Annotated in this window: 12 protein-coding genes and 1 tRNA gene; 9 read left to right on the top strand and 4 right to left on the bottom strand. The window is 71.9% G+C overall.

All coding sequences use genetic code 11. The features are described 5' to 3' along the window. Positions 1-9: 9 nt before the first annotated feature. Positions 10-1410, top strand: a complete 1401-nt coding sequence (locus CKY28_RS12030; RefSeq protein ID WP_245841806.1) for a sigma-54-dependent transcriptional regulator — start codon at positions 10-12, stop codon at positions 1408-1410. After that, positions 1400-2695, top strand: coding sequence for a sensor histidine kinase (locus tag CKY28_RS12025; RefSeq protein ID WP_095998520.1), 1296 nt, complete (start codon positions 1400-1402; stop codon positions 2693-2695). Before CKY28_RS12030 ends, CKY28_RS12025 begins: the two co-directional genes overlap by 11 nt. Here the strand turns inward: CKY28_RS12025 and CKY28_RS12020 are convergent. Then, positions 2685-3899 (bottom strand): M20 metallopeptidase family protein, encoded by a 1215-nt coding sequence (locus tag CKY28_RS12020; protein ID WP_095998519.1) that lies wholly within the window; start codon positions 3897-3899, stop codon positions 2685-2687. The two genes, CKY28_RS12025 and CKY28_RS12020, sit on opposite strands and share 11 nt — an antisense overlap. A gap of 107 nt (positions 3900-4006) precedes the next feature. Here CKY28_RS12020 and CKY28_RS12015 point away from each other — a divergent pair, with 107 nt between their 5' ends. Together CKY28_RS12015 and CKY28_RS12010 are read left to right on the top strand one after the other, a co-directional pair. Beyond that, complete coding sequence (locus CKY28_RS12015) at positions 4007-5326, top strand: cation:proton antiporter (protein WP_095998518.1); 1320 nt, start codon at positions 4007-4009, stop codon at positions 5324-5326. Positions 5327-5354: 28 nt separating this feature from the next. Then, positions 5355-7736, top strand: coding sequence for a hypothetical protein (locus CKY28_RS12010; RefSeq protein ID WP_095998517.1), 2382 nt, complete (start codon positions 5355-5357; stop codon positions 7734-7736). A gap of 6 nt (positions 7737-7742) precedes the next feature. Here the strand turns inward: CKY28_RS12010 and CKY28_RS12005 are convergent, their stop codons facing one another. The 3 genes from CKY28_RS12005 to CKY28_RS11995 all read right to left on the bottom strand — a co-directional run bounded on the left by CKY28_RS12005 (position 7743) and on the right by CKY28_RS11995 (position 9628). Beyond that, positions 7743-8966, bottom strand: coding sequence for a multidrug effflux MFS transporter (locus CKY28_RS12005; RefSeq protein WP_095998516.1), 1224 nt, complete (start codon positions 8964-8966; stop codon positions 7743-7745). Between the two features lie 89 nt (positions 8967-9055). Continuing rightward, positions 9056-9131 (bottom strand) — tRNA-Ala (locus CKY28_RS12000). Between the two features lie 176 nt (positions 9132-9307). Then, the gene (locus CKY28_RS11995; RefSeq protein ID WP_095998515.1) at positions 9308-9628 is read right to left on the bottom strand and encodes a TIGR02300 family protein; all 321 of its coding nucleotides are present in this window, start codon (positions 9626-9628) and stop codon (positions 9308-9310) included. Positions 9629-9730: 102 nt separating this feature from the next. On the opposite strand from CKY28_RS11995, the gene aroA reads away from it, so the two are divergent. Genes aroA through paoC form a run of 5 tightly spaced genes read left to right on the top strand, consistent with a single transcriptional unit; the run spans position 9731 to position 15524 of the window. Beyond that, positions 9731-11068, top strand: a complete 1338-nt coding sequence (aroA, locus tag CKY28_RS11990) for a 3-phosphoshikimate 1-carboxyvinyltransferase (protein WP_095998514.1) — start codon at positions 9731-9733, stop codon at positions 11066-11068. Continuing rightward, the gene (gene cmk / locus CKY28_RS11985) at positions 11065-11703 is read left to right on the top strand and encodes a (d)CMP kinase (RefSeq protein ID WP_095998513.1); all 639 of its coding nucleotides are present in this window, start codon (positions 11065-11067) and stop codon (positions 11701-11703) included. Before aroA ends, cmk begins: the two co-directional genes overlap by 4 nt. A gap of 46 nt (positions 11704-11749) precedes the next feature. Then, positions 11750-12370, top strand: a complete 621-nt coding sequence (gene paoA / locus CKY28_RS11980; protein WP_095998512.1) for an aldehyde dehydrogenase iron-sulfur subunit PaoA — start codon at positions 11750-11752, stop codon at positions 12368-12370. Then, positions 12367-13314 (top strand): FAD binding domain-containing protein, encoded by a 948-nt coding sequence (locus tag CKY28_RS11975; protein ID WP_095998511.1) that lies wholly within the window; start codon positions 12367-12369, stop codon positions 13312-13314. Before paoA ends, CKY28_RS11975 begins: the two co-directional genes overlap by 4 nt. After that, the gene (gene paoC, locus CKY28_RS11970) at positions 13314-15524 is read left to right on the top strand and encodes an aldehyde oxidoreductase molybdenum-binding subunit PaoC (protein ID WP_095998510.1); all 2211 of its coding nucleotides are present in this window, start codon (positions 13314-13316) and stop codon (positions 15522-15524) included. Before CKY28_RS11975 ends, paoC begins: the two co-directional genes overlap by 1 nt. The last annotated feature ends 28 nt before the right edge of the window (positions 15525-15552 follow it).

Raw genomic sequence — 15552 nt, 5'->3', positions numbered from 1 at the left:
AACGGTCAGATGGGACGGGGCACGATGGAGCGGGGGGCGGAATTCGATCTGTGCGTCGTCGCCGACGACGACGAGGACATCCTCACCGCCGCGCGCCTGCTGCTGCGCGGGCTGTTCCGCGAGGTGGTCACGCTCTCCTCCCCCGACGCGGCGCTGGCGGTCGCGGCCGAGCGCGCGCCCGACGTGCTGCTGCTCGACGCCAATTTCGCGCGCGGCGCGACGGACGCGGCGGAGGGGTTGGCGTTGCTCGACCGGCTGCTCGCGCAGGACCCGGACCTGATCGTCGTTATGATCACGGCGCACGCCGGCGTGAACGTCGCCGTGGAGGCGATGAAGCGCGGCGCGACCGACTTCGTATCGAAACCTTGGTCCAACGAGCGCCTGCTCGCCACCGTCCGCACCGCCGCCTCGCTCCGCCGCTCCCGCCGTGAAGCGACGCGCGCGCAGGCGGTGGCCGCGCCCCCGCCCGGCGAGACGCCGCTGATCGGCGACAGCCCTGCCATGGCGCGCGTCCACTCGCTGATCGCGCGCGCCGGCCCGACGGAAGCGAACGTGCTCGTCCTCGGCGAGAACGGCACGGGCAAGGAGCTCGTCGCCCGCGCGCTCCACCGCCATTCGCGCCGTGCCGAGCGCCCCATGCTGACCGTCGACCTGGGCGCGGTGGCGAGCGAGCTCATCGACTCCGAGCTGTTCGGCCATGTGAAGGGCAGCTTCACCGACGCCAAGGCGGACCGCATCGGCCGCATCCAGGCGGCGGACGGCGGCACGCTGTTCCTGGACGAGATCGGCAACCTCCCCCTCCACCTCCAGCCCAAGCTGCTGACCGCCCTGGAGCAGCGACGCGTCACGCCCGTGGGGTCGAACCGGTCGATCCCCGTCGACATCCGCGTCATCGCCGCCACCAACATGACGCCGGAGATGCTGCGCGACCCGCGCCATTTCCGGCAGGACCTGCTGTTCCGCCTCAACACCGTCGAGATCGAGCTGCCGCCCTTGCGCGAGCGGCGCGAGGACGTGCCCGCGCTGGTGGACCACTTCCTCCAGCTCTACGCGCACCGCTACGGCCGGCCCGCGCCGATGCTGACCGTCGAGGCGCGCAGCGCGCTCGCCGCGCATGATTGGCCGGGCAACGTGCGCGCGCTCCGCCACGCCGTCGAGCGCGCAGTCATCCTGGCGGGCGAGGCACCGCTCACGCCCGCCGACCTGGCGCTCGGCCCGCCGGCCGCCGTCCGCATCGCCGCGGAAGCCGTGCAGCCGCCCGTGGTCGCCGACTACAACCTCGAGCGCGTCGAGCGACGCCTCGTCGAGGAGGCGCTGCGCAAGCACGGCTACAACATCTCCGCCGCCGCCGGTGAGCTCGGCCTGTCGCGCGCCGCGCTCTACCGGCGCATGGAGAAGCATGGGCTTTAGGCTCGCGCTCCTCGCCTGGGTCGGAGCACTCGGCGCGACGCTCTGGGCGTTCACTTGGACGTTGGGCCAGCCGGGGCTGGGCGCCGCGCGCGTCGTGGCCGCCATCGCGGTGGCGGGCGTCGCCTGGGCGCTGCTCCGCCACGTCCGCCGCACCAACACGACCCTCGCCCGCTTCGTCGAGGCGCTGCGCCACGGCGACTTCGCCACGCGTTTCGACGGCCGCGGCGGGGCGGGGTTCGACGATCTCGGCCGCGCGCTCGACAGTGCGATGCGCGACCTCCAGACGCAGCGCCGGCGCGGCGCGGAGGAGCTGCGCTTCCTGGAGGCGCTCGTCGACGACCTGCCCGTCGCCGTGCTGACGGTCGAGGAGCAGCGCGGCGTCTCCCCCGTCAACAAGGTCGCGCGCCGCTTGTTCGACCGGCACGAGGGCGTGCGCCCCGCCGACTTCGCGACCTATGGCGAAACGTTCGCGCGCCGCCTGGCCGAGCCCGGCGCCACGTCACGGGAGCTGCTGCTCCTGAACGTCGGCGGCGGCGTGCAGCGCGCCATCGTGCGCGCGGCGACGCTGGAGCGGCTCGGCGCGCCCGTGCGCGTCGTCACCGTCGAGCCGGTGCAGAGCACGCTCGACGCCGTCGAGGTCGAGGCGCAGACCGACCTCGTCCGCGTGCTCACCCATGAGATCCTGAACTCGCTCACCCCCGTCACCTCGCTCGCCGGCACCGCCGCCGTGCTGCTGGGTGAGGAGGAGCCCGACATCGCCGAAGCGCGGCTCGCGGTGGCGACGCTGGCGCGCCGCGCGGAAGGCCTGCGCCGGTTCATTGACAGCTACCGCGCCGTCGCCCGCCCGCCCGAGCCGCGCCGCCGCCGGTTCGCGGCCGAGCCTTTCGCCGCCGAGCTCGCGCGGCTGTTCGGCGTCGAGTGGCTCGACCACCGCCTGGACGTAGAGGTCGAGCCCGGCCTCGTCCTCGACGCCGACCCCGACCTGCTCGCCCAGGCGCTCATCAACCTGCTCCGCAACGCCGCCCAGGCGAGCGCCCCGCCCGCAGGAGGCGGGCGGGTGCGGCTCTCGATCCGCGACGCGGCGATCGAGGTCGAGGACGACGGCCCCGGCGTTCCCGACGAGATTCGCGGCGACGTGTTCCTACCTTTCTTCACCACGCGTCCTCAGGGGACGGGCGTAGGCCTCAACCTCGTCCGCCAGACCGTCGTCGGCCATGGCTGGCGGATCGAGATCGCGACCGGCGCGCTGGGCGGCGCGCTGTTCCGGATCGGCGTCACGGACTAGCCGGAGCCAATCCGCCCTCCAGGAACCGCTCGGCCACCGCGCAGTGCAGCGCCACGCCGCGCGCCATCACCGCCTCGTCGATCGTCATACGCGTGTTGTGGAGCGGCGGGTTCGCGGCGGGATCGGAGCCCGGTTCGGCGACGCCGATGAACGCCATCGCGCCGGGCGTGCGCCGGAGCACGTAGCTGAAGTCCTCCGCGCCCATCATCGGCGCGGGCATGGTCGCGTACGCCCCCTCGCCGCCCAGCGCCACCGCGCAGTCGCGCATCAGCGCGACGGCGGCGGGATCGTTGTTCGTCACCGGATAGCCCGGCTCGATCCGCGCCTCGCCGACGCAGTCGTGCGCCGCCGCGACGCCCGCGACGATGCGCTCGAACGCCGCGGAGGCGAGCCGGCGCGTGTCCTCCGACAGCGCGCGCATCGTGCCGAGCAGCTCGACGCGGTCGGGCACGATGTTGTGCGCGGAGCCGGCGTCGATCTTGGTGATCGACAGCACCGCCGGGTCGGTCACGGGCACGCGCCGCGCGACGAACGCCTGGAGCGCGGAGACGATCTCGCAGGCGACGGGCACCGGGTCGACGCAGTCGTGCGGCATGGCGGCGTGCCCTCCTCGCCCGCGGATCGTTGCGCGCAGCGTGTCCGCGGACGCGAGCAGCGGTCCCGGCCGGCTCACCACCACGCCGCTCGGCATGTTGGGCGAGATGTGGAGCGCGAACGCCGCGTCGGGGGTCGCCACGTCGAGGAGCCCGTCCTCGATCATGAATTTGGCGCCGTGATGGCCCTCTTCGCCGGGTTGGAACATGAACACCACCGTGCCCGCCAGCGCCTCACGCCGGGCGCACAACGCGCGGGCCGCGCCCGCCAGCATCGCCGAATGCGCGTCGTGGCCGCAGGCGTGCATGCGGCCGGCGACCCGGCTCGCGAAGGGCAACCCCGTCTCCTCCGTCATGGGCAGCGCGTCCATGTCGCCTCGCAGCAGCACGGTGCGCCCGTTACTCGGGCCGCGCAGGATCGCGACGAAGCCGCTGGTCGACGTGCCCTCGTGGATCTCGAGCGGCAGGCCGTCCAACGCGGCGCGGAGCTTGGCGGTGGTGCGCGGGCAGTCGAGCCCGACCTCCGGGTCGGCGTGGATCGCGCGGCGCAGCGCGACGACGTCGGCGAGCTCGGCCTCGCCCGCGGCGGTCCAGTCGGTGGTCAATTCCATGGTGGCGCCTTTCTGATCGGATGGGGTTCGGTACACCGGACGGACGCGCCGCGCACCCCGGAACCGTCCGGCTTGCCCCGCCGGCCCGCGCGTCGCAAAAGATCGGCATGACACCCGCCGAACTCAGCGTGCTCTTCTTCCTCCAGCTGTTCGTCATCGTCGCCGTCGCGCGCGGCGTGGGCTGGCTCGCCAAGCGCTACCTCGGCCAACCCCAGGTCGTGGGCGAGATGATCGCGGGCGTGCTGCTGGGACCTTCGCTCTTCGGGCTGCTGGCGCCCGACCTCCAGGCGGCTTTGTTCCCGAAGGAGGCCAGGGGCGTGCTGTTCGTCGGCGCGCAACTCGGTGTCGGGCTCTACATGTTCCTGGTCGGCCTCGGCTTCGACACCGACCATTTCCGCCTCAACATGCGCAGCGCGGGGGCGGTGTCGCTGTCGGGCATGGCCGCGCCGTTCCTGCTCGCCGCGCTCATCACCCCTTGGCTCATCGGCGCGCCCGGGCTGTTCAGCCCGGAGCTCAGCGCGGCGCAGGCGACGCTGTTCCTGGGCGCGTGCATCTCCATCACCGCTTTCCCCATGCTGGCGCGGATCATCCACGAGCGCGGGCTGTCGGGGTCGCCGCTCGGCACGCTGTCGCTGTCGGCCGGCGCGATCGACGACGCGGGCGCGTGGACGGTGCTCGCGATCGTGCTCGCCACGTTCGGGGACGGGCCGGGCGTGGCGGTGAAGGCGATCGCGGGCGCGCTCGCGTTCGCGGTGCTGGTGCTCGGTTTCGGCCGCCGCCTGCTCGCGCCGCTCGGCCGGCGGGCGGAGCGCGACGGCGGCGCGCGCGAGGGCGTGCTCGCGATCGTGCTCCTGCTGTTCCTGCTCTCGGCGTTCGCGATGGACTGGGTCGGCATGCACGCGGTGTTCGGCGGCTTCCTGCTCGGCACCGCGATGCCGCGGGGCGCGCTCACGCGGGACCTGCGCGCCAAGCTGGAGCCGTTCACCGTGGTGCTGCTCCTGCCCATGTTCTTCACCTTCTCCGGCCTGAACACGCAGCTGTCGCTCGTCACCGACCCGGCGCTGTTCGGCATCGCGCTCCTGATCCTCGGGGCGTCCGTCCTGGCGAAGTTCGGCGCGTGCTGGGCGGCGGCCCGGCTGACGGGGCAGGACAACCCCACGGCGCTCGGCATCGGGGCGCTGATGAACGCGCGCGGGCTGATGGAGCTGATCATCATCAACATCGGCCTGTCGCGCGGCATCATCGGGCCGGCGCTCTTCTCGATTCTAGTCGTGATGGCGATCCTGACGACGCTGATGGCGTCGCCCTTGTTCGAGCTCGTCTATGGCCGCCGGGCGCGCGAGCGCGGCGAACTGGGGGCCTTGGGCGAGGCGTCCTCCGGCGGGATCTGGCCGAATACGGTGGCCGATCAGGGCCGTACCCGCTAAAGACGGCCGCGCTCCCGAGCGACCTCCCATGATCAAGCGCCTCCTGCCCCTTCTCGGCGCCGCGCTGACGCCGGCCCCCGCCCTCGCCCAGTCGAACGCGTTCGACCTGGCGGGGCCCGACCTGCGCGTGACGGTGTCCCGCGGGCAGGCGACGCTGCCGGTGGCGCAGGTGCCGAACCTCCAGGCCGGCGACCGCATCTCGGTCAAGGCGATGCTGCCGCCCGACCAGGAGGCGCACTACCTGCTCGTCGGCGCGTTCCTGCGCGGCGCGACCAACCCGCCGCCGCGCGACTGGTTCTCGCGCGCGGAGACCTGGCGCAAGGGCAAGGACCGGCTCGAGCTGACGGTGCCGGAAGGCGCGCAGCAGCTGATCCTGTTCCTCGTGCCGGAGACGGGCGGCGACTACCGCGCGGTGGTGCGCGCGGTGCGCGGCCAGCCGGGCGTGTTCACCCGCGCCGTGCAAGACCTGAACCAGGCCGCGCTCGACCGGGCGCGGACCGACGCGCTGCTCAGCGCCATCCAGGGCCGCGAGGCGAGCGCGCCCGACGCGATCCCGCCGACGCTGACCAAGAGCTTGGGCATCCGCCTCGACACCCAATGCCTCGACCGCCGACCCGAGCTCCAGGCCGCCTGCCTTACGCGGCGGAGCGAGGCGGTGGTGCTGTCGGATCGCCAGCGCGACTCGTTCACCGAGACGTTGACGGGCGCGCCCGTCGACCTCGCGATCCAGCTGTCGAACACGCCCGCGGGCGGCTACGGCTATTACAGCCCCTATATCGGCGTGCTGCGCGACGTGGCGCGGCTGTTCGGCGCGTTCCGCTCCGCGCAGTTCCAGTACATCCCAACGCTGGCGCGGTGGAACGACGAGCGGATCGGCCTGCTGCTCAACGCCGCGCCCTCCTTCCGCAATCCCAAATCGGTGCTCGTCGTCCCCATGCCGCCGGTGGAGGCGAGCGCCCCGCCCCCACTCCGCGCGCCCGAGCCGCGCGCCGCGCTGTGCGCGACCCGGCGCGACCTAGTGCTGCCCGTCGCCGGCGCGCCGCTCATCTACGCGACCGACCACGCGCACGGGCTGCACTTGCGCGTCGCCAAACCGGACGGCGGAACCGCGGAGCTGCCCGTCCGCGCCGATCCCGAGCGCGGCGGCTTCGTACCTGCCGCGGCGCTCCGGCCGGACGCGGTGGCGGGCGACGCGGAGGCGGTGCTCCACGGCAGCTGGGGCTTTACGTCGTTCGACGGCCCGCGCTACCGCCTGCAGAGCCCTGCGGGCCGCGCCTGGCGCACCGCGGGCGACGAGGCAACCTCGCTCGTGGTCGGCCGCGAGAACCAGCTGGAGCTGGTGGGCGGCGCGGCCTCCTGCGTGTCGGGCGTCGAGCTGGAGGACCAGTCCAAGAACCTCCGCGCCGTCGAGTGGAGCGTCTCGGCCGACGACCGGCTGCTGCTCAAGCTGCCGCTGGCGCGCGCTCGGTCGGGCCCCGTCACGCTGCTGGTGCGCCACCACGGCCAGGACGCTCCCGCCCGCCTCGCGCTCAAGGCCTTGTCGGAGGCTGGGCGGCTCGACGGCCTCGCCTTTCACGCCGGCGACGTGGGCGCGACGCTGACCGGCACCCGGCTCGACCTGATCGAGTCGGTCGCCGTCGACGGGCTGCTGTTCAAGCCCGGCGCGCTGGTGCGCGAGGGCCAGGTCGACCGCCTCTCGCTGGCGGCCGCCGATCCGGCCGCGGCGCGCGCGCTCGTCGCGGGCGAGGAGCGCACCGCGCGCGTGTCGCTCACCGACGGCCGCCGGCTCGCGCTCCGGTTCACCGTCACCCCGCCGCGCCCGTCCGCGACGCTGATCAACCGCAGCGTCTTCCGCCCGACGCCCGACGGCGCGCTCCGCATCGCGATCGCGGACGAGGAGGCGGTACCGCACGACGCCAAGCTCACCTTCTCCATCCGCGCGGCGGGTGCGATCCGCTTCGACGGGCGCGAGACCGTGGAGGTCGCCAGCGCCGCCGGCTCGGCCCCGGCGACGCTCAGGCCCGGCGAGGGCGTGATGCTCCAGGACGCGCAGGTCGCGGTGGCGAGCTTCGAGCCGGGCGGGCTGCTCGGCCCGTCGGCGCACGGGCCCTTGCGCTTCCGCGTCGTGCGCGACGGCGTGGCGGGCGACTGGACCGATCTCGGCACGCTGGTGCGCCTGCCCACGCTCACCAACTGGAGCTGCCCGGCGGGGGGCAAGCCCTGCACGCTCCGGGGCGAGAACCTGTTCCTGCTCGCCGCCGTGGCGCCCGACGCGCGCTTCGCGTCGCGGGTGGACGTGCCCGACGGCTTTACAGGTGCCACGTTGACCGTACCAGCGTCCGCCGGCAAGGAGCTCTACCTACGCCTGCGCGACGGGCGCGACCTGGTCGCCTCCGTGCCGAGAGGCTGACCGGCGTCACGCCATGCGCGCCCGGAACAGCTTGCCGCCCTCGACCACGTACACGATCCCGAGAGCGCCGAGGCCAATGAGCAGATAACCTACCGCGAGCGGATAGGTGGTGCCGTCATAGGCTTGGCCGATCGCAGATCCCACCGCGACCGCGCCCACGCCCGTCACGAAGCCTTGGACCGACGAAGCGGTGCCCGCGACATGGCCGACCGGCTCCATCGCCATCGCCCCGAAATTAGCGCCGCATAGGCCGATGCAGGTCATGGAAAGCGCCTGGAATGCGACGTAGGTCCATAGCGTCTCAGCACCCGCACGGGCCACGAGGATATGCACGGCGGAGAGCCCGATCAGCGCGATGAGGCCCGATTGCGAGATGAGCCTTGTGCCCAACCGCTCGACCAATCGGCTGTTGAAGAAGGCGGCCAGCCCCATGAAGAAGGCGCACAGGGCGAAGAGCAACGTGAACCGCTCGCCCGCGCCGAACGTGTCGGTGAACACCTGCTCGGCCGACGAGACGAAGGCGATGATGCCGCCGAACGTCATCGACCCGGCGAGCGCATAGCCGATCGAGTAGCGATTGCTAAGCGTGAGCCGATAGGCCTCAGAGAGCGCCGAGAGCGAGATCCGCCGCCGCCGTTCCGGCGACAGCGTCTCGGGCAGCCGCAGCGCCGCCCAAACAAGCACGGCGGCGGCGAAGACGGCGAGCGCGTAGAAGATGAAGCGCCACGGCCCGAACTCCAGCAACCCCGCCCCGAGCGTCGGCGCGAGGATCGGCACCAGGAAGAACACCATGGTCGCCATGGACGAGATGCGCGCCATGCGCCGCCCGGAATAGCTGTCGCGCACGATCGCGACCGACAGCACGCGCGTGGAGGCCGACATGAGCCCCATCAGCACGCGCGCGCCGATCAGCGCCGCGAAGGTGGCGGCGCTCGCGGCGAAGACGCTGGCCGCCACGAACCCGGCGAGCGTGATCATCAGCACCGGCTTGCGCCCGAAGCGGTCGGCCAGCGGCCCGTAGGCGAGCTGGCCCAGGCCGAAGCCGAAAAGGTAGGAGGTGACGATCCACTGCTGGTCGTTGGCGTTCGCCACCCGGAGTTCGCTCCCGATCGTCGACAGCGCGGGCAGCATCAGGTCGGTGCCGAGCGCGTTCACGGCCATGATCGCAGCCACGAAGGCCACGAACTCGCCACGGCGGACGCCCGGATGAGGCTGAGGTTCGGGAGTCATCGCGGCCGGGTACAGACGATGCGCCACCCGCGCCAGGCGGAGATTGCGTCAGCGTCGAGGCGAGAAGTTATCCGATATCATCCGTGGAATGGTGGAGCCGAGGGGGATCGAACCCCTGACCTTCGCAATGCCATTGCGACGCTCTCCCAGCTGAGCTACGGCCCCATTCCGTCCGGGAAGGCGCGTCCCCTAGCGGGGCGCGCGGGGGTTGGCAAGCGGCGAAACGGATCGCCCTACCCCAACTCCTCCGTCCGTCCTAAGCTTGTCGAAGGACCGTTCTTCTCTCCACCATCGGTAAGAAGGACGGTGCTTCGACAAGCTCGGCACGAACGGGCGTGCTTCTACTGCTCGTCGTCCTCGTTGCCGGTCTCGACGCCCAGGTCGTCGTCGCCGCCCAGGTCGACTTCGTCGTCCGCCGAGGGTTCCTCCTCCTCGACCGCGATGTCCAGATCGTCCTCGTCCCCGCCGGCCAGCACATTGTCCTTGGCCGGATCAGCCTTGGCGGCCTCGAAGGGCAGCGGCTGCTTGGACTTCAGGATCGGCTCGGGCTCCCAAGCATAGCTGCAGTTAATGCAGGTGACGGGGTCGTCCTTGGTGAGGTCGTAGAAACGCGTCGCGCATTTCGGGCACGTGCGCTTCGTGCCCCATTCCGGCTTGATCATGGCCGCGGTGGTGCCTTTCGTGGTGGATCCGGGTGGTCCCGGCGCAAAGTGGGGCGCGCCTTGCCATGACGCAACCGGACTGTCAAAGCGCCCCGCCAACCTATGTCAGCCGCCCAGCCCTCCCCACGGACGGTCGAGTCCCGCGGCCCGTTGACCGGCGTCGTGACGGTGCCGGGCGACAAGTCGATCAGCCACCGCGCGCTGATGCTGTCCGCGCTCGCCGTCGGCGAGAGCCGGGTCACCGGCCTGCTTGAGGGCGAGGACGTGCTCGCCACCGCCGCCGCCATGCGAGCCATGGGGGCGACGATCGAGCGGAGCGCCGACGGCGTCTGGACGGTGCACGGCGTCGGCGTGGGAGGCCTGCTCCAGCCCGCGCAAGCGCTCGACATGGGAAATAGCGGCACCTCGACGCGGCTCCTCATGGGCCTGGTCGCGAGCCACCCGATCACCGCCACCTTCACCGGCGACGCCAGCCTGTCCCGCCGCCCCATGGCGCGGGTGATCGAGCCGCTCTCCCGGATGGGAGCGGACGTGACTGCCAGCCCCGGCGGCACGCTGCCGCTGATGCTGCGGGGCCTCTGTCCGGCGGTGCCGATCGAGTACCACCTGCCCGTCGCGTCGGCGCAGGTGAAGTCGGCGGTGCTGCTCGCCGGGCTGAACGCGCCGGGGATCACGCGCGTGATCGAGCCGGTGCCGACGCGCGACCATTCGGAGCGGATGCTGGCCGGCTTCGGCGCGGCGCTCTCGGTGGAGGAGACGCCGGACGGCCGCGTCATCTCGATCGCCGGCGAGGCGGAGCTCCGTCCGCAGGACATCGTCGTGCCCGGCGACCCTTCGTCCGGCGCCTTCTGGATCGTCGCGGCGAGCATAGTGCCCGGCTCCGACCTGCTCATCCGCAATGTCGGGCTGAACCCCACGCGCACGGGGCTGATCGCGGCGATGCGCTTGATGGGCGCGGACATCGTCGAGCAGGACGCGCGTGTCGTCGGCGGGGAGCCTGTGGCCGACCTGCGCGTTCGTCATGCGCCGCTCTCCGCGATCGAGGTGCCGCCTGAGCTCGCCCCGTCGATGATCGACGAGTATCCGGCGCTGTTCGTCGCCGCCGCCTTCGCCTCCGGCAAGACGGTGGCGCGCGGCGCGCACGAGCTGCGCGTGAAAGAGTCGGACCGCATCGCCGCCATGGCCGCCGCGCTCGGGGCGAACGGAGTCTCGACGCAGGAGTTCGAGGACGGGCTCGCGATCCAGGGCACGGGCGGCGAGCCGATCCCCGGCAGCGGCCATGTCGCGACGCGGCTCGACCACCGCATCGCAATGAGCATGGCTGTGGCCGGCCTCCACGCCCGCCGGCCCGTCCTGCTCGACGACGCGGGGCCGGTCGCGACCAGCTATCCCGCCTTCTTCCCCACCCTGGACGGCCTTCTGGGCCGGGAGCCCCAATGATCATCGCCGTCGACGGCCCCGCGGCGAGCGGCAAGGGCACCATCGCCCGCGCGCTCGCCCGCCACTTCAACCTACCGCACCTCGACACGGGCCTGCTCTACCGCGCGGTCGCGCACACCGTCCGCCGGCTGGAGCTCGACCCGACCAAGGAAGCCGACGCGGTCGCCGCCTGCGACTTCGACGAGCTGACGCTCGCCGATCCGGGCCTGCGCGACGACGAGGTGGGGCAGATGGCGTCCGTCGTGTCCGCCCACCCGCTGGTGCGCGCGGCGCTGCTCGCGCGGCAAAAGCGGTTCGCGCACCAGCCGGGCGGCGCGGTGCTCGACGGGCGCGACATCGGCACGGTGATCGCGCCCGACGCCGACGCCAAGCTGTTCGTCAAGGCGACCGCCCCAGTGCGCGCGCGCCGCCGCCACAACGAGCTGCTCTCGCGCGGCAAGGCCATCACCTACGAACAGGTGTTGGCCGACATCCGCGACCGCGACGCGCGGGACAGCCACCGATCGACCGCGCCGCTGGCGCAGGCCGCGGACGCCGCGCCGCTCGACACGAGCAACCTGTCGATCGAGGCCGCCGTCGAGCGCGCGATCAGCCTCGTCGAGGGTCAGGCGCGGGGCAAGCGGGGCGTGGCGTAAGCGTTCCGCTTCGGCTATCCCTGGTCCAGGTGATGCGGAGAAACACATGGGCGGGGCTCTCGACGTTTCGAGGCGCGGCGTGATCGGCGGCGGTGCGGCGGCGGTGGCGGCCGCCGGGATCGGCGGAGATGAGGCCGAGGGGCAGACGCCCGAGCCCGCCGTGCTCATGCCCGTGTCGATGACGGTGAACGGTCGCCCCGTCAGCCTCCGCATCGACCCGCGGACCTCGTTGCTCGACGCGTTGCGCGAGCACCTGAAGCTCACCGGCTCCAAGAAGGGCTGCGATCACGGCCAGTGCGGCGCGTGCACGGTGCTGGTCGGCGGGCGGCGGATCAACTCCTGCCTCTCCCTCGCCGTGATGCACGAGGGCGACGAGGTGACCACGATCGAGGGGCTGGGCACGCCCGAGAAGCTCCACCCGATGCAAGCGGCGTTCGTGAAGCACGACGCCTATCAGTGCGGCTACTGCACGCCCGGCCAGATCTGCTCGGCGGTGGGCGTGTTGCGCGAGATCGCCGCCGGCGTGCCGAGCCACGTCGCGGGCGACCTGGACGACCGGCCGCGCGTGTCGGTGGACGAGATGCGCGAGCGGATGAGTGGCAACATCTGCCGTTGCGGCGCCTATTCCAATATCATCGACGCGATGACGGAGGTGTCGCGGGCATGAAGAGCTTCACCTACGAACGCGCCGCCACCCCCGCCGAGGCCGCGGCTGCCGCGGCGCGCACGCCGGGCTCGAGGTTCATCGCCGGCGGGACAAATCTGCTCGATTTGATGAAGCTGCAGATCGAGACGCCTGCCCACCTAATCGACGTAAACCGAGTCGGCCTCAACCGCATCGAGGAGACGCGCGAGGGAGGCCTCAGGATCGGCGCGCTGGTGCGCAACACCGACCTTGCGAGCGACAAGCGCGTGCGGCGCGACTACGGCGTCCTCTCCCGCGCGCTGCTGTCGGGCGCGAGCGGACAGCTGCGCAACAAGGCGACCACGGCCGGCAACCTGCTCCAGCGGACGCGCTGCCCTTATTTCTACGACACCACCAAGCCCTGCAACAAGCGCCGTCCCGGTTCCGGCTGCGCGGCGCTGGGCGGGTTCAACCGCAACCTCGCGATCATGGGGACGAGCGAGCAGTGCATCGCCACCCACCCCAGCGACATGGCGGTCGCGATGCGCGCGCTCGATGCGACCGTAGAGACGGTGCGGCCCGACGGCTCGACGCGGACGTTTCCCATCGCCGAGTTCCACCGGCTGCCCGGCGACACGCCGCATATCGACACCAATCTTGCACCCGGCGAGCTGATCACCGCCGTGACGCTGCCCAAGCCGGTCCGCGGCTATCAGACCTATCGCAAGGTCCGCGACCGGGCGTCCTACGCCTTCGCGCTGATCTCGGTCGCGGCCGTCATCCCTAAGCGCGGCGCCGGTCGGCTCGCCTTCGGCGGCCTCGCGCACAAGCCCTGGCGCGTCGAGGCGGCGGAGCGGCGCATGGGCGACGCGCGCGAGGTCGCCGCGACCGTGCTCGCCGGCGCGCGCACCACGCCCCAGAACGCGTTCAAGGTCCCGCTCGTCGAGCGCACGCTCGCGCAGGTGTTCGGGGAGGCCAAGGCCTGATGCGCTTCGACCAGCCCGCGGGCACGAACCCGATCGACCGGATGAAGGTCGTGGGCCAACCGATCGACCGCATCGACGGCCCGCTCAAGGTGTGCGGGGTCGCCCCTTACGCCTATGAGCGCCACGACGTCGTGCCGAACCAGGCCTATGGCTTCATCCTCGGCTCCGCGATCGCCAAGGGCCGCATCCGCTCGTTCGACCTCGCCGACGCCAAGAGCGCGCCGGGCGTCATCGCGATCGTCACGCACGAGAATGCGGGCAAGCTCGGCAAGCCCAAGGCAATTACTGCTAATCTGATGGGCGGGCCCGAGGTCGAGCATTTCGACCAGGCAATCGCGATCGTTGTCGCCGAGACGTTCGAGCAGGCGCGCGCCGCCGCCAAGCTGATCCGCGTCGACTACGCCCGCGCGCAAGGCCAGTTCGACCTGCGCGCTGCCATACCGAGCGCCAAGCCCGTCAGCGACTCGAGCGGCGAAGGCAGCGCGTCCCCCGGCCGCATCGAGATCGGCGATTTCGATGCCGCCTTCGCCCGCGCGCCCGTCAAGGTCGACGTGGAGTACACCACACCCGACGAGAGCCACGCGATGATGGAGCCGCAGGCGACGATCGCGGCGTGGGACGGCGACGAGCTGACGCTGTGGACGTCCAACCAGATGATCAACTGGGCGGTGCGCGACGTGTCCCAAGCGCTGCTCATCCCGCGCGAGAAGGTGCGCGTGATCTCTCCTTACGTGGGCGGCGGCTTCGGGTCGAAGCTCTGGATCCGCTCCGACGTGGTCATGGCCGCGCTCGGCGCGCGCGCGGCGAAGCGGCCGGTCAAGGTCGCGCTGACCCGCCAGCAGGTGTTCAACAACACCACGCACCGGCCCGCGACCGTGCAGCGGCTGCGCATCGCCGCGAACAAGGACGGCCGCATCGTCGCGATCGGCCATGAGAGCACGTCCGGCGATCTGCCCGGCGGCGGGCCGGAGACGGCGACGTCGCAGACGCGGCTCCTCTACGCGGGCGCCAACCGCATGGTGGAGATGAAGCTCGCCGTGCTCGACCTGCCGGAGGCGAACGCGATGCGCGCGCCCGGCGAAGCGCCCGGCATGATGGCGCTTGAAGCCGCGGTCGACGAACTCGCGGAGGAGCTGGGCATGGACCCGGTCGAGTTCCGCGTCCTCAACGACACGCAGGTCGATCCCGAGCACCCGGAGCGCCGCTTCTCCGAGCGTAACTTGATCGGCTGCCTGCGCCAGGGCGCGGAGCGGTTCGGCTGGGCGAAGCGCAATCCCAAGCCGGGCCAGGTGCGCGACGGCCGCTGGCTGGTCGGCATGGGCGTGGCGGCGGCGTTCCGCAATAACCTGACGATGCGGTCGGGCGCGCGCGTCGCGGTGGACGGGCGCGGGATCGTCACCATTTCGACGGACATGACGGATATCGGCACGGGCAGCTACACGGTGATCGCGCAGACCGCGGCCGAGATGATGGGCGTGCCGGTCAGTCAGGTCGTCGTGCGGCTGGGCGACTCGACCTTCCCCGTCTCGTCGGGATCGGGCGGGCAATGGGGCGGCAACAGCGCCACCGCGGGCGTCTACGCCGCCTGCGCCAAGCTGCGCGACCAGGTCGCGGCCAAGCTCGGCTTCAACGCGACGGACGTGGAGTTCGCCGACGGGCAGGTCCGCTCGGGCGGCCGCTCCGTGCCGCTGACGGACGTGGGCGAGATGTCCGCCGAGGACACGTTGACCTATGGCGACCTGGGCAAGAAGCAGCAGCAATCCACCTTTGGCGCGCATTTCGTCGAGGCGGGCGTGGACGCGCTGACGGGCGAGATCCGCGTTAGGCGGATGCTCGCGGTGTGCGCGGCGGGCCGCATCCTCAACCCCAAGACCGCGCGCAGCCAGGTGATCGGCGCGATGACCATGGGCGTGGGCGCGACGTTGATGGAGGAGGCGGTGGTCGACACGCGCTTCGGCTGCTTCATCAACCACGATCTCGCCGAGTACCACGTGCCCGTCCACGCCGACATCCCGCACCAGGAGGTGATCTTCCTCGACGAGGCGGACCCTCAGTCCTCGCCGATGAAGGCCAAGGGCGTGGGCGAGCTGGGGTTGTGCGGCGTGGGTGCTGCAGTGGCGAATGCGGTCTACAACGCGTGCGGCGTACGGGTGCGCGAGTATCCGATCACGGTGGAGAAGATCATCGCGGGGCTGCCGCGGGTGGCGTGAGGGCCTTTCTCGTTGCCTACTCCTCCGT

It is taken from the genome of Sphingomonas lenta, from assembly GCF_002288825.1.
In the GTDB taxonomy this organism is placed as follows: domain Bacteria; phylum Pseudomonadota; class Alphaproteobacteria; order Sphingomonadales; family Sphingomonadaceae; genus Sphingomonas; species Sphingomonas lenta.
This window is presented reverse-complemented; position numbering and strand designations above follow the sequence as displayed.